Source organism: Aeromonas sp. R2-4, assembly GCF_040908365.1.
Lineage (GTDB): Bacteria > Pseudomonadota > Gammaproteobacteria > Enterobacterales > Aeromonadaceae > Aeromonas > Aeromonas veronii.
Genome location: NZ_JBFODO010000013.1, coordinates 309,754 through 323,174, shown reverse-complemented (window position 1 = coordinate 323,174; position 13,421 = coordinate 309,754). Strand labels below are relative to the sequence as shown.

The window sequence follows — 13,421 nt, the reverse complement described above, 5'->3', positions numbered from 1 at the left end:
TAGATGAAAAAGCTAGCTATTGGTGCAATCGCTGTCGCGGCCATGGTCTGCTTCTCCTCTGTCTTTATCGTTGATGAAGGTCAGAAGGGGATTGTGGTGCAGTTTGGCAAGGTGAAGCGGGTTGACTCCGGTGAACCCCGCCTCTATGAGCCGGGCCTGCACTTCAAGGTGCCGCTCATCGACCAGGTTCGCAAGATGGATGCCCGCATCCAGACCATTGACAGCCAGGCCGACCGTTTTGTTACCTCCGAGAAGAAAGACCTGATCATCGACTCTTACGTGAAGTGGAAGATCGAGGACTTCTCCAAGTACTACCTGGCAACCGGTGGTGGCAACAAGCTGCAGGCTGAAGATCTGCTCAAACGCAAGATCAATAACGGTCTGCGTTCCGAGATCGGTAACCGCACCATCAAGGACATCGTCTCCGGTGAGCGCAGTACCGTGATGGAAGATGCCCTGAAGAAGATGGCGCGCTCCTCCGAGCTCGGTATCAAGGTGGTGGATGTACGGATCAAGCAGATCAACCTGCCGGTGGAAGTCTCCAACTCCATCTACCAGCGGATGCGCGCCGAGCGTACCGCAGTTGCCCGTGAGCACCGCTCTCAGGGTCGCGAGAAGGCTGAAATCCTGCGTGCCGATATCGACCGCAAGGTGACCGTCATGATCGCCGACGCCGAGAGTAACGCTCGCCAGCTGCGCGGTGAAGGGGATGCGGAAGCCGCCAAGATCTATGCCGACAGCTACAAGAAAGACCCCGAGTTTTTCAGCTTCGTGCGTAGCATGGAGGCCTATCGCAAGAGCTTTGCCGGTGGCAACGACCTGATGGTATTGAAGCCGGACAGCGAGTTCTTCCGTTACCTCAAGTCTCCTCACGGCACCAAGCAGTAATCGCCACGAGGTCACATTCAAAGGGTCTGCATTGTCAGACCCTTTTGTTTTTGGTGCCAACGCCAGCCGTAAACCCAGGGGGCTGGTTGCATTCAAGGAGGTCGGATGCTGACATCCATGCTGATGGGGTTGGGATTGCTGCTGTTGTTCGAGGGGCTCTGCCCGCTGTTGATGCCCAGGGCATGGCAGCAGATGTTACGGCTGCTGAGCGATCAGCCACCGGAGCAGTTGCGCCGTATCGGCGGCTCGCTAGTGGTTGCGGGTAGCGTGATCCTCTGGATGCTGAGTCGCTGAGTCTGGCGCAATGCACTGTCCAGCAGATAGCAGACAATAAAAAAGAGGCCGAAGGCCTCTTTTTTATTGCATCCCGTTTACTCAGGCACTGCGCTGCACGGCCATGTGGGCCAGTGTTTCCAGCGCGTGCTTGTGTTGGGAGTCCGGCAGGATGGCGAGGGCGGCAATGGCCTTGTCGGCCTCTTCCCTGGCACGCATGCGGGAGTACTCCAGCGCGCCGGTACGGTCGAGAATCCCGAGGATCTGCTCAAGATGTTCCATACCGTTGCGGTGCTCGATGGCATCGCGCACCAGCTGGCGCTCTTCCGGCGTGCCCACTTCCATGGCGCGCAGCAGCGGCAGGGTCGGTTTGCCTTCGGCCAGATCGTCGCCGACGTTCTTGCCCATCTCTTCGCTCTGGGAGCAGTAGTCCATCACGTCATCGATGATCTGGAACGCGGTGCCCAGATACTTGCCGTAATCGGTCATGGCCTGCTCGACGGGCTCGGGCTGATGAGTCAGCACGGCTGCAAGGCGAGTGGCGGCCTCGAACAGCTTGGCGGTCTTGCAGTAGATGACCGTCATGTAGCTCTCTTCGGTGGTATCCGGGTCGTTGCAGTTCATCAGCTGCAACACTTCCCCTTCGGCGATGGTGTTGGTGGCATCCGAGAGGATCTCCATCACCCGCAGGTTGGAGAGTTCGGCCATCATCTGGAAGGAGCGGCTATAGAGGTAGTCACCGACCAGCACGCTGGCGGCATTGCCAAACATGGCGTTGGCGGTCTCCCTGCCACGGCGCAGGTCGGATTCGTCGACTACGTCGTCATGCAGCAGGGTAGAGGTGTGAATGAATTCGATGATGGCGGCCAGTTTCAGGTGATCCTCACCCTCATAGCCCAGCGCACGCGCAGCCATCACGGTCAGCATGGGGCGCATCCGTTTCCCGCCGGCGCTGACAATGTAGAAACCCAGCTGATTAATCAGACTAACGTCGGACTGGAGTCGGGCCAGGATCAGTTCATTGACCGCCGTCATGTCGGCGGCACAGAGCGCACGGATAGTCTGTTGGTCCATAAGTCTCGTAACGTGACAGCAGCAATAACTGCGATTTTAGTAATGGCAGGGATTCTACACGATTTCACAATGGGTTACAGTTAGGCGTTTATCCACGGCGGCAGATATGCGCACAAAATAAACTTTTTGCTAAATTGGCCTTGCCTGAGCAGATCGATTTGCGTAGAATGCCCGCCCATTGTTATAGGTTTTTGCGCATGTCTAGCCTTGAGCAAAAGACATGCCTTTACGGAGTTAATCAAATGTACGCGGTATTCCAAAGCGGCGGAAAACAACACCGTGTGGCCGAAGGTCAAATCGTTCGTCTGGAAAAGCTGAACGTTGAGACTGGCGCTACCATCGACTTCAACGAAGTTCTGATGGTTGCTGCAGGCGACACTTTTAAAGTAGGTGCTCCTTTCGTTGAAGGTGGCAAGGTTGTAGCTGAAGTTGTGGCTCACGGCCGTGGCGAGAAAGTGACTATCGTCAAGTTCCGTCGTCGTAAGCACCATCGTAAGCAAGCGGGCCACCGTCAGTGGTTCACTGAAGTCAAAATCACTGGCATCAGCGCTTAATTAGAGGAGTCCGATAAATGGCACACAAAAAAGCTGGCGGTTCATCCCGCAACGGTCGCGATTCTGAAGCTAAACGCCTGGGCGTGAAGCGTTTCGGCGGCGAAACAGTTCTGGCTGGCAGCATCATCGTTCGTCAACGTGGTACCAAGTTCCACGCTGGCACCAACGTTGGTCTGGGCAAGGATCACACCCTGTTCGCTACTGCGACTGGTAAAATCCTGTTCGAAGTTAAAGGTCCGCTGAATCGTAAGTACGTTAGCATCGTTGCTGAGTAATTACGGACCGCAAGGATCCGAAGCCCCGCCAACAGGCGGGGCTTTTGTTTTTCTGACGTCTTTCTGATGTCGTTGACGAAAAAACGGAACGCAGCTGACTTTGGCTCTGACGGGCATGATTGGCAAGATGCGTATCGCCCGCAGGGGTCTGTACCACTATAATTGCGTATCGGTTTTTCGAATTAAGGTGACGGTTACCTATGAAGTTTGTTGATGAAGTCCAGATTCGAGTCGATGCCGGTGACGGTGGTAACGGTTGTGTAAGCTTTCGCCGTGAAAAATATATTCCCAACGGTGGACCGGACGGCGGTGACGGCGGTGACGGTGGCGACGTATATCTGATCGCCGACGAAAACCTCAATACCCTGATCGACTACCGTTTCGAGCGTTTCCATGCTGCCGAGCGCGGTGAGAATGGCCAGAGCGCCAACTGTACCGGTCGCCGCGGCAAGGACAAGATCCTGCGTGTGCCGGTCGGTACCCGTGCGACCGATGAAGATACCGGTGAACTGCTGGGGGACCTGACCCACCACGAGCAGAAGCTGCTGGTTGCCAAAGGTGGTTTCCATGGTCTGGGCAACACCCGCTTCAAGAGCTCCGTCAACCGTGCTCCTCGCCAGAAGAGTAATGGTACTCCGGGTGAAGTGCGTACTCTGAAGCTGGAGCTGCTGCTGCTGGCCGATGTCGGCATGCTGGGTCTGCCCAACGCAGGCAAGTCTACCTTTATTCGCGCCGTTTCTGCGGCTCGCCCGAAAGTAGCTGATTACCCCTTCACTACCCTGGTACCGAACTTGGGTGTGGTGCGTGGCGAGAACTCCCGCTCCTTCGTGATCGCCGATATCCCGGGTCTGATCGAAGGCGCTGCCGAAGGTGCAGGTTTGGGTATCCGCTTCCTGAAACACCTCGAGCGTTGCCGCGTACTGATCCACCTGGTGGATATCTGCCCGGTTGATGGCTCCGATCCTGCTGAAAATGCCGTGACCATCGTCAAGGAGCTGGAGAAGTACAGCCCGGAACTGGCTGGTAAGCCGCGCTGGTTGGTGTTTAACAAGATGGACCTGATCCTGGAAGAAGAAGCCCAGGAGGTGATGGATCGCGTCAAGGCGGCCCTGAACCACGAAGGTCCGGTCTATGCCATCACTGCCATCAGCAAGGAAGGCACCAAGAAGGTCTGCTACGACATTCTGGATCTGCTGGATACCATGCCCCGTCAGCTGGCGGAAGATGCCAAAGACGCCATCGAGAAGGTGGAGTTCAAGTGGGACGACTACCACAAGAACCAGTTGGCCAAGGCTGAAGCGGAAGCACTGGCTGCCTCTCTTGCCTTCGATGAAGGGCTTGATGATGACGATTGGGATGACGACGAAGATGATGGCGTTGAAGTCATCTACGTCCGTGACTGATCCCCGTCACTCTCATTGAAAACCGGAGCCTGAACAGGCTCCGGTTTTTTTATGTCTATCGAGCAGCAACTCATTAGGTATATTTGTGATGTCACTTATTGCCTGCCACTGATAACCGATTATACTGCCCACCAAAATTAACAATAACGAAACAATCATCTGGCGATGTCGATTGAATCGATATGCGCCTCTGTATCTTATTGTTTTAATGGAAGGTTTACCTGTGGAAATATTTATGCGTAGATTTCTGCCTTAAGGGCTTGTTTGTGCATTTTTTTAGAGTATTCTTGCGCCCGTTTTGCCGGTTAATGCATGAATACGCAGGTTGGCCGGGCTAGGGAAAAGTAACATTAGGGCAGTCATATCATGTTGGAAAAGAGTCTCGAAGCACCTGCGGTCAATACTCGCCGTAACTTGTTGATGTTTCTGGTTCCGTCACTTATCGGGATCCTGTTGTTCATGACGCCGGTCGTCTATGACGGTAACGTCACCATCCCGGTGGCCGTGCTGGCCAAGCTGGTGCAGCGCGTTTTTGCCGATTATCTGGTCGCCATGGTCAGTGCGGTGATCACCACCACCATGCTGATGACGCTGATTGCCTGGTTGTTCAAGCCAGCGATTCTGGTGCGTCGTCCTTTCCTCAACAGTTTGTTCAATGTCTCCCCTTTCTGGGCCTGCGTGCGGGTATTGGGCGGTATCTTCGTGCTGCTGACCTTCTTCCAGGTGGGGCCTGAGGTGCTTTACTCCGGCGCAACCGGTGGACTGGTGCTCAACGATCTGCTGCCGGTGCTGTTCTCGGTCTTCATTTTTGCCGGCCTGCTGCTGCCGTTGCTGCTCGATTTCGGGCTGCTGGAATTTGTCGGCACCATGATGACCCGCATCATGCGTCCGGTGTTCCGGTTGCCGGGTCGTTCGGCTGTGGACTGCTTTGCCTCCTGGCTTGGCGATGGCAGCGTCGGCATCCTGCTGACCAGCAAGCAGTACGAAGGGAAGTTCTATACCCAGCGTGAAGCCGCGGTGATTGGCACCACTTTCTCTGCGGTCTCCATCACCTTCTGTCTGGTGGTGATCTCCCAGGTGAAGCTGGAGCACATGTTTGTTCCTTTCTACCTGACCGTCTGCCTGGCTGGTGTGGTCGCGGCTATCGTGGTGCCACGTTTGCCGCCGCTCTGCTGGAAGAAGGATGTCTATATCGATGGCTCCCCCTTGTGCCGCAAGCAGGAGTCGGTACCGCATCAGCACAGTGTGCTGAGCTATGGTCTCGAGCGTGCATTGACCAAGGCGGAGAAGATGACCGATCTCGGCGCTGTGTTACGGGAAGGGGTGAAGAACGCGCTGGACATGGTGTTTGGCGTGCTGCCAGTGGTGATGGCGATCGGTACTTGTGCCCTGATGCTGGCTGAACATACCCCCGTCTTCAACTGGCTGGGCGCACCGTTCGTTCCCTTGCTCGAACTGCTGCAGCTGCCGGAGGCCGAAGCGGCTGCCAAGACCATCATGGTCGGGTTTGCCGACATGTTTATCCCGGCTGTGCTGGCATCCAGCATCGAGAGCGAGATGACCCGCTTCGTCATCGCGGCCATGTCGGTGACCCAGCTTATCTATATGTCTGAAGTGGGGGCACTGCTGCTGGGCAGCAAGATCCCGGTCAAGCTGTGGGAGCTGTTCGTTATCTTCCTGCTGCGCACTCTGGTTACCTTGCCGGTTATCGCCGGGGTGGCACACCTGCTGTTCTAAGGGCGCAGCGCAGTGAAAAACGGTCAACCTCGGTTGACCGTTTTCTTTTTCGCAGTAACGGGAGAGAGTACCCCTTCGGTTGGCTCAGCCTGTAGTGACGGGACACTGGATGGTCAGCGAGTGGATTGTGTTGGCGATACGATAGGGCTTGGCTGCTTTGTAGACCTTCTTCTCGTCGTCATAGCTTCCCCCCAGATACTGGGTGCTGTAGAGCGTCTGCTGACGACGATCGGTCTCCTTGTAACCTTGCGGACAGGTCTGGTTGGCCTGCTGGAAGCAGGCTTTCATGCTGCTGCACTCGATGTAGAAGCCGCGCTGGCTGGTATCGGCAAGGTGCACCGGGGTGACGGTGGGGGCGGGGGGAGACAACAGGGCGCAGCCGGAGAGCGTCAGCGCGCCCAGCAGAACGAGATGTTTTGACATAGATAACCTGAACAGTGTGGTGTGACAAAGAGTGAGGGGGAGTCTGTTGCTCCCCCTTCGCTATAGGGGCACCGTTATAACCAGCCCGGGGCGCTCAGGCCAGCCCGCAAATGTAAGAAAATATGATCCACCCCCAGGCTTGCGCGGCCAGCAGGATGAGCGTTCAAACAATACTTGCCTGAGATTTGTTCCGTTCGATTGCTGCCGCTTGGCAGGCAGAGTGTGGCAGGAGATAGTGATTCATTCAGGTATCCCGTGCTACATTGCCCCACTTGTTACTGGTCTGTAAATCAATGGAGTGACCCATGTCTGCCATCCCCTATTCCGTGCTCGATCTGGTGCCTGTTGCCGAAGGTTCCGTGCCTGCCGAGTCGTTTCGCCGTTCACGGGATCTTGCCCGCCATGCCGAGGGTTGGGGTTACCTGCGCTACTGGCTGGCCGAACATCACAACATGCCGGGCATTGCCAGTGCAGCTACCTCGGTGCTGATCGGCCATCTGGCTGAAGCCACCACCACTCTGCGGATCGGCGCGGGTGGCATCATGCTGCCGAACCACTCGCCGCTTGTGATTGCCGAACAGTTTGGCACCTTGGCTTCGCTCTATCCCGACCGCATCGATTTGGGCCTTGGTCGCGCCCCCGGTACCGATCAGCGCACCATGCGGGCGCTGCGGCGTATGCGCAGTGGCGAGGTGGATGATTTCTCGGCCGATGTGCGCGAGCTGATGAGTTATTTTGGCGACGAGATCGGCGCGGTGCAGGCGGTGCCCGGCCAGGGGCTGCATCTGCCCATCTGGCTGCTGGGTTCCAGCCTTTACAGCGCGCAACTGGCGGCGGCGATGGGTTTGCCGTTCGGGTTTGCCTCCCATTTCGCGCCCGCCATGTTGCTGCAGGCGCTGGAGATCTACCGCAGCCAGTATCGCCCCTCTGCTCGCTGGCCCAAGCCCCATGCGGTGGTCTGCATCAACATGATCGCCGCCGACAGCGAGCAGGAGGCCCGCTTCCAGTTCACTACCGTGCAGCAGCAGTTCTTGCGCCTCCATCGCGGTGATGCGGGCAAGCTGCCTGCGCCGGTCGTCCAGCTTGGCGATGAGTGGTCTCCCCGTGAGCTGATGGCGATGGAGCAGACCCTGGCCCGCTCTCTGGTGGGCAACCAGGAGCAGGTTCGTCATGGCCTCAAGGCGCTGCTGGCGGAAACCCGTGCCGATGAGCTGATGTTCAATGGGCCCATCGTCGATCATCAGGCCCGACTGCGCTCCTTTGAAATTGCCGCCGAGCTGATGCAGAGCCTGTAAGCCATGACGAACCCTACTGTCGCGGTGGATGAGGTGTATTGGAATCCCATGGTACCGGAGCTGTCGGTTACCGATCTGGCTCGATCTCTGGTTTTCTATACCGGTTTGTTGGGCTTCTCGGTCCGCTATCGGCGCGATGACCCTCCTTTTGCTTATCTTGAACAGCAACAGGTACAACTGATGCTGGAGCAGGTACATCCGGCGGGCTGGCAGGTCGGGGCGCTGGAGCCACCGTTCGGTCGGGGGATCAATCTGCAGATGGAGCTGACCGAGATCCAGCCGCTACTCGACCGATTACAGGCCGCCGAGATTGCACTTTTCCGGCAGCCTACTGAGGTCTGGTATCCAGTGGGCGAGATGCTGGCCGGGCAGCGCGAATTTTTGCTGCAGGATCCCGATGGTTATCTGTTACGGTTTGTGCAATATCTGGGGGAACGAGCGGCTGACTGACAAGATAAAAATCTTAACCATCTGATTTTAAAGGATTGTCAGATGTATGTCGGCCATCTGTCGTGTCACCTTTCGCGGCGTTAGCCCTATGCTGGCCCTGTCAATTACCACAAGGAGTTCGAGATGATCGTCAGGAAGTTGAGATTGCAACGGGGTTGGTCTCAGGATCAGTTGGCAACGTTGACTGGTTTGAGTGTCCGCACTATCCAGCGGATCGAGCAGGGGCAGCAACCCGGACTGGAATCTCTCAAGGCCCTGGCCGCGGTCTTTGAACTCGATGTGGCTCAACTGGATGGGTCAAAGCAACAGGAGCGCGAGATGAGAGGAAGTGACACTATGGGTCAGGATGCGGTGCAGGTATCGGCAGAGGAGCGGGCGGCAATGCGCTATGTGGAGGAGCTCAAGGGCTTCTATCACCATGTTGCCAGCTACGTGGTGGTTATCTGCGGGCTGTTTGTTATCAACTACCTGAGCAATCCGGAGTACATCTGGGCCTGGTGGCCAACCCTGGGCTGGGGATTGGGGCTTGCCTCCCATGCTGTTCGGGTGTTTCAGCCCTTCAAGCTGTTTGGCCCCGAGTGGGAGAGGCGCAAGATCGAGAAGCGGCTGGGGCGCAAGTTGTAACTTCATTCGCCGGAAAACAGGGAACCTAAAACAGCAAGCCCGGCAACCAGCCGGGCTTTGTTATTGGAACGGGTTGTGGCAATCCGTGCGGCAGCGATCGCGACCGCCTGATTGCAGTGCTCCCCCTAGCTGGCGTGAACCGGGCAGGGGGTGGCGATCAGGGCATCATCCTCGTAGCGCCACAGGGTGAGGCTGTTGCCCCAGACACAGCCGGTATCGAGCGCCTTGATATCGCTCTTGCCGGTGTTGCCCATCAGCGCTGCCCAGTGGCCGAACACCAGAATGGGGTCATCCACGTGGTGTTCGCGCTGCTCGAACCAGGGACGCAGCCCCGGGGTCGACTCCTTGGGCCCCTTCTTGCATTTGAAGTCGAGACGACCGTCGAAATAGCAGAAGCGCATCCGGGTGAAGGTGTTGATGATGTAGCGGTAGCGGTCGATCCCGACCAGATCATCTTTCCAGCCATCGGGCTGGTCACCGTACATGTTGTGCAGCAACCAGCTGTACTGGTCACCGCGCAGCAGGCTCTCTACCTCGCGGGCGCAGTTGCGCGCGGTGCGGACATCCCATGCGGGGGAGATCCCGGCATGCACCATCATGATGGGGAGATCCGGATGTTCGGCCAGCAGTGGGCGGTGGCGCAGCCACTCCAGCAGTTCATCCCGATCAGGGGCATCCATCAGGCTTTGCAGCTTGTCTTTCTTCTTGAGCGGTGCAACGCCATCGGCGACCGCCAGCAGGTGCAGGTCGTGGTTGCCGAGCACGGTAACGGCACGGTTGCCCAGCCCTTTGACAAAACGCAGGGTATTGAGGGAGTCCGGGCCGCGGGCGACCAGATCGCCGCAGAGCCAGAGCACGTCATTTTCGGGATCGAACGCGGCAAGATCCAGCAGACGGCGCAAGTCGTCGTAACAGCCCTGGATGTCACCGACAAAACAGTTCGCCATGAAACCTCAGTTGATAATATTGGGGATAGCCAGCGTGAAGGGGGCGATGGGCGCCTCAAACTGCTGACCAGAGCCATCTTGCAGGGTATAGCTCCCTTCCATCACCCCAAGCGGGGTCGCCAGCGGCACGCCGCTCTGGTAGCGGTAGGTCTCACCTTCGGCAATGACGGGTTGTTCCCCGACCACGCCCGGGCCTGCCACTTCCAGCATCTTGCCATTGGCATCGGTGATGAGCCAGCGCCGATGCAGCAGTTGCACCGGGCCGGGCCCCAGATTCTCAATCTCGATCAGATAGTGAAACTGGTAAGGGTCTTTGGAGCCCGCCACATACACGGGGTATGGGCGGATCTCGATGTGCGGGAGTGCCACAGGATCAGGCCTGTTGCTGATCCGCCAGCCAGTTGGCGATCATGACAAACTGCTCGAGGGAGAGATTCTCCGGGCGCAGGTTGCCATCGATACCAAGTTCGGTCAGCTGGGCGTCGGTGATGAAGTTGGAGAAGCTGTTGCGGATGGTCTTGCGACGCTGGCCAAAGCCCTCGGTACAGACGCGATTCAGACAACGAATGTCTTTTGCGACTATGGTCGGATTCTTGTGCGGGATCAGGCGAACCACGGCAGAGTCCACTTTCGGCGCCGGTTTGAAGGCACCCGGGCCCACTTCCAGCACAGGCACTACCTGACAGTAGTACTGGGTCATCACGCTCAGACGGCCATAAGCCTTGCTGCCCGGGCCTGCGGCCAGACGCAACACCACTTCCTTTTGCAGCATGAAGTGCATGTCTTCTACCCGATCAGCGAACTCGCACAGGTGGAAGATGAGCGGGGTGGAGATGTTGTAGGGCAGGTTGCCGAAGATACGCAGCGGCCCCTTGCCTTCACCCATCAGGGTGCCGAAGTCGAAACGCATGGCGTCCGCTTCGATGACGGTCAGCTTGTCTTTGAGAGTCGGGTGCTCGCGCAGGCGAGCTGCCAGGTCCCGGTCAAGCTCGACCACGGTCATTTTGTCCATCTGGGCGGCAACCGGCTCGGTCAGCGCGGCCAGACCCGGACCGATCTCCACCAGATTCTGACCCGGCTGCGGGTTGATGGCGGCGACGATTTGATCGATCACATACCGGTCGTGCAAGAAGTTCTGACCGAAACGCTTACGGGCCGTGTGGCCCATGTGCACCTTACTGCTCATATCTTTTTTTCTCTACCATCTTGATGGCGTGGTTAATCGCGGTGACAAGGCTGCCCGAATCCGCCAGGCCCTTGCCTGCCAGATCCAGCGCGGTGCCGTGATCCACCGAAGTGCGGATGAAGGGAAGCCCCAGGGTGATATTGACCGAACTGCCGAAGCCCTTGTATTTGAGCACAGGCAGCCCCTGGTCGTGGTACATGGCGAGTACCGCATCCGCATCCTTGAGGTATTTCTCCTGGAACAGGGTGTCGGCCGGCAACGGGCCGACCAGATCGATCCCTTCCTGGCGCAGCGTGGCCAGAGCGGGTTCGATCACATCAATCTCTTCACGTCCAAGATGGCCACCTTCCCCTGCATGGGGGTTGAGGCCGCAGACGTAAATACGGGGTTTGGCGATGCCAAACTTGGTGGCGAGATCCTCGTTGAGGATCCGGATCACCTTGCCGAGGCGATCCTCGGTGATGGCCATCGCCACATAGGCCAGCGGAATATGGGTGGTCGCCAGTGCGACCCGCAGCCCCTCGGTTGCCAGCATCATCACCACATCGGCGGTGTTGGATTGCTGGGCAAAGAACTCGGTGTGGCCGCTGAACGAGACCCCGGCCTGGTTGATGATTCCCTTGTGCACCGGCCCGGTCACCACGGCGGCAAATTCGCCGCTCATGTTGCCATCACAGGCGCGCTGCAGGGTTGCCAGCACATAGGCGCCATTGCTTTCGTTCAGCTCGCCCGGCACCACGGGGGCGCCGAGGGTGACCGGACAGACGGTCAGGGTGCCCGCCCGCTGCGGATGAGCAGGGGCGGTTGCGTCATAGGGCTCAAGCTCGATGCTGAGCCTCAGCAGGGCTGCCCGCTCGCACAGCAGCGCCGGATCGGCGATCACCACCAACTGGTGGGGCCAATCCTGCTGGGCAATCTGCAGCACCAGATCCGGGCCGATCCCGGCCGGTTCGCCCGGGGTAACGGCAAGGCGGCGGCAGCTCATCAGCTACCGGCTCCTTCGATCTGGATGTAGGCCTCGTCACGCAGCTCATCCAGCCACGCCTGGGACTCTTCCACGAAGCGGCGATTGTAGATCAGCTGGTAGGCGCGCTGCTCCTGAGCCTTGTCGGTCGCATCCTGGCTGCGGCGATCTTCCACCTGCACGATGTGCCAGCCGTGGCTGGTACGGAACGGGGCACTGATCTGGCCCGGTTGCAGACGGTTGACCATGTCGCGGAACTCGGGGACATAGACGTTGGGATCAGACCAGCCCAGTTCGCCACCCTGCACCGCAGAGCCCGGATCTTCGGAGTACTTCTCCGCCATGCTGGCGAAGCTTGCCTTGCCGCTCTTGATGTCGTGCAGAATGCCATCCAGCATTCCCTTGGCTTTCTCTTCGCTCAGGATAATGGAGGGCTTGATCAGGATATGACGGGCCTTCACCTCGGTCTGCATCACTTGCTGCTGACCCTTGGTGTCGAACACCTTGACGATGTGCAGGCCGGCGCCGGAGCGCAGCGGGCCGACGATGTCGCCCTTCTTGGCGCCCTGTACCGCTTCCGCCATCAGGGTCGGCATCTCTTGCGGGCTCATCCAGCCCCAGTCGCCCCCTTCCAGCGCCTTGGGACCGTTACTCTCGGCAATGGCCAGTTTGCGGAAGTCGGCACCTTGCTTGAGGGCAGCCAGAATGCGCTCGATCTTGCTCTTGGCGGCATCCAGCTGGGCGGCAGTGGGGTTGTCCGGCAGGGCAATCTGGATATGGCCGACGTGGTATTCGTTCTGCTGTTGACCCTGTTTCTTCAGGATCTCCACCACCTGCTTCACCTCCTGCTCGGAGATGTTGATACGGCGGCGCACCTGGTTGCGGCGCACCTCGTTCATCAGGATCTCGCGGCGAACCTCTTCCCGATATTGGGCATAGGTCATCCCTTCACGGGCGAGCTGGGCCCGCAGCTGATCCAGGGTCATCTTGTTGTCGGCAGCGATGCCCTGAATAGCCTGTTCCAGCTGGGTGTCGCTGATCTTCAGCCCCTGGCGCTCCGCCAGTTGCAACTGCAGGCTCTCCTGGATCAGGCGATCCAGCGCCTGTTTGCGCAGGGTGGCATCGTCAGGCAGGGACTGGCCGCTCTCCTGGGCGGAGAGTTTTACCTTGTTGACCAGTGCGTCCTGTTGGCTGGACAGCACCACGTCCTTGTTGACCACGGCCAGAACCTTGTCCATCAGCTCGGGCGCAGCCAGTGCGGCCTGGCTCATGGCACCGAACATTCCCGCGGTCAGCAGGGCAATCAGGGTCTTTTTCATATCCATCTC

16 protein-coding genes are annotated in these 13,421 nt (G+C 58.3%); 9 read left to right on the top strand and 7 right to left on the bottom strand.

Translation table 11 applies throughout. The annotated features are described in order from the left end of the window. Positions 1-3 precede the first annotated feature (3 nt). Positions 4-888, top strand: coding sequence for a protease modulator HflC (gene hflC / locus AB5Z05_RS06900; protein WP_005339038.1), 885 nt, complete (start codon positions 4-6; stop codon positions 886-888). Positions 889-993: 105 nt separating this feature from the next. Further along, positions 994-1,182, top strand: coding sequence for a DUF2065 family protein (locus tag AB5Z05_RS06895; protein WP_127007877.1), 189 nt, complete (start codon positions 994-996; stop codon positions 1,180-1,182). Between the two features lie 81 nt (positions 1,183-1,263). Here the strand turns inward: AB5Z05_RS06895 and ispB are convergent, their stop codons facing one another. Then, on the bottom strand, positions 1,264-2,235 hold the full coding sequence (gene ispB, locus AB5Z05_RS06890) for an octaprenyl diphosphate synthase (RefSeq protein ID WP_058059475.1): 972 nt from the start codon (positions 2,233-2,235) through the stop codon (positions 1,264-1,266). Positions 2,236-2,477: 242 nt separating this feature from the next. Between ispB and rplU the strand changes: the two genes are divergently transcribed. The 4 genes from rplU (at position 2,478) to AB5Z05_RS06870 (ending at position 6,204) form a co-directional block, all read left to right on the top strand. Continuing rightward, entirely contained in the window at positions 2,478-2,789 is a 312-nt protein-coding gene (gene rplU / locus AB5Z05_RS06885) for a 50S ribosomal protein L21 (RefSeq protein ID WP_005304210.1), read from the top strand. A 17-nt stretch (positions 2,790-2,806) separates the two neighbouring features. Beyond that, on the top strand, positions 2,807-3,064 hold the full coding sequence (gene rpmA, locus AB5Z05_RS06880) for a 50S ribosomal protein L27 (protein WP_005339028.1): 258 nt from the start codon (positions 2,807-2,809) through the stop codon (positions 3,062-3,064). A gap of 200 nt (positions 3,065-3,264) precedes the next feature. After that, positions 3,265-4,467 carry an Obg family GTPase CgtA gene (cgtA, locus tag AB5Z05_RS06875; RefSeq protein ID WP_005339026.1) on the top strand — a complete coding sequence of 401 codons (1,203 nt, stop codon included), beginning with the start codon at positions 3,265-3,267 and terminating at the stop codon, positions 4,465-4,467. Between the two features lie 366 nt (positions 4,468-4,833). Then, positions 4,834-6,204 (top strand): YjiH family protein, encoded by a 1,371-nt coding sequence (locus AB5Z05_RS06870; protein WP_368150684.1) that lies wholly within the window; start codon positions 4,834-4,836, stop codon positions 6,202-6,204. 84 nt (positions 6,205-6,288) lie between these two features. On the opposite strand, the gene AB5Z05_RS06865 is transcribed toward AB5Z05_RS06870, so the two are convergent. Beyond that, on the bottom strand, positions 6,289-6,627 hold the full coding sequence (locus tag AB5Z05_RS06865; protein WP_100646709.1) for a hypothetical protein: 339 nt from the start codon (positions 6,625-6,627) through the stop codon (positions 6,289-6,291). A gap of 305 nt (positions 6,628-6,932) precedes the next feature. On the opposite strand from AB5Z05_RS06865, the gene AB5Z05_RS06860 reads away from it, so the two are divergent. The 3 genes from AB5Z05_RS06860 (at position 6,933) to AB5Z05_RS06850 (ending at position 8,996) form a co-directional block, all read left to right on the top strand. Continuing rightward, positions 6,933-7,922 carry a luciferase-like monooxygenase gene (locus AB5Z05_RS06860; RefSeq protein WP_368150682.1) on the top strand — a complete coding sequence of 330 codons (990 nt, stop codon included), beginning with the start codon at positions 6,933-6,935 and terminating at the stop codon, positions 7,920-7,922. A gap of 3 nt (positions 7,923-7,925) precedes the next feature. Then, positions 7,926-8,372 carry a VOC family protein gene (locus AB5Z05_RS06855; protein WP_179903209.1) on the top strand — a complete coding sequence of 149 codons (447 nt, stop codon included), beginning with the start codon at positions 7,926-7,928 and terminating at the stop codon, positions 8,370-8,372. A gap of 123 nt (positions 8,373-8,495) precedes the next feature. Next, on the top strand, positions 8,496-8,996 hold the full coding sequence (locus AB5Z05_RS06850; RefSeq protein ID WP_368150679.1) for a 2TM domain-containing protein: 501 nt from the start codon (positions 8,496-8,498) through the stop codon (positions 8,994-8,996). Between the two features lie 125 nt (positions 8,997-9,121). Here the strand turns inward: AB5Z05_RS06850 and AB5Z05_RS06845 are convergent, their stop codons facing one another. From AB5Z05_RS06845 to surA, 5 genes are read right to left on the bottom strand one after another with little or no spacing between them, the layout of a single operon-like run. Then, entirely contained in the window at positions 9,122-9,943 is an 822-nt protein-coding gene (locus tag AB5Z05_RS06845) for a symmetrical bis(5'-nucleosyl)-tetraphosphatase (RefSeq protein WP_005358331.1), read from the bottom strand. 6 nt (positions 9,944-9,949) lie between these two features. Further along, positions 9,950-10,312, bottom strand: a complete 363-nt coding sequence (gene apaG / locus AB5Z05_RS06840) for a Co2+/Mg2+ efflux protein ApaG (protein WP_031227971.1) — start codon at positions 10,310-10,312, stop codon at positions 9,950-9,952. 4 nt (positions 10,313-10,316) lie between these two features. Then, the gene (gene rsmA / locus AB5Z05_RS06835; RefSeq protein WP_005339016.1) at positions 10,317-11,129 is read right to left on the bottom strand and encodes a 16S rRNA (adenine(1518)-N(6)/adenine(1519)-N(6))-dimethyltransferase RsmA; all 813 of its coding nucleotides are present in this window, start codon (positions 11,127-11,129) and stop codon (positions 10,317-10,319) included. After that, on the bottom strand, positions 11,119-12,114 hold the full coding sequence (gene pdxA / locus AB5Z05_RS06830; protein ID WP_368150677.1) for a 4-hydroxythreonine-4-phosphate dehydrogenase PdxA: 996 nt from the start codon (positions 12,112-12,114) through the stop codon (positions 11,119-11,121). The genes rsmA and pdxA overlap by 11 nt, the downstream gene beginning before the upstream one ends. Beyond that, complete coding sequence (surA, locus tag AB5Z05_RS06825; protein WP_005349338.1) at positions 12,114-13,412, bottom strand: peptidylprolyl isomerase SurA; 1,299 nt, start codon at positions 13,410-13,412, stop codon at positions 12,114-12,116. The genes pdxA and surA overlap by 1 nt, the downstream gene beginning before the upstream one ends. Positions 13,413-13,421: the final 9 nt, after the last annotated feature.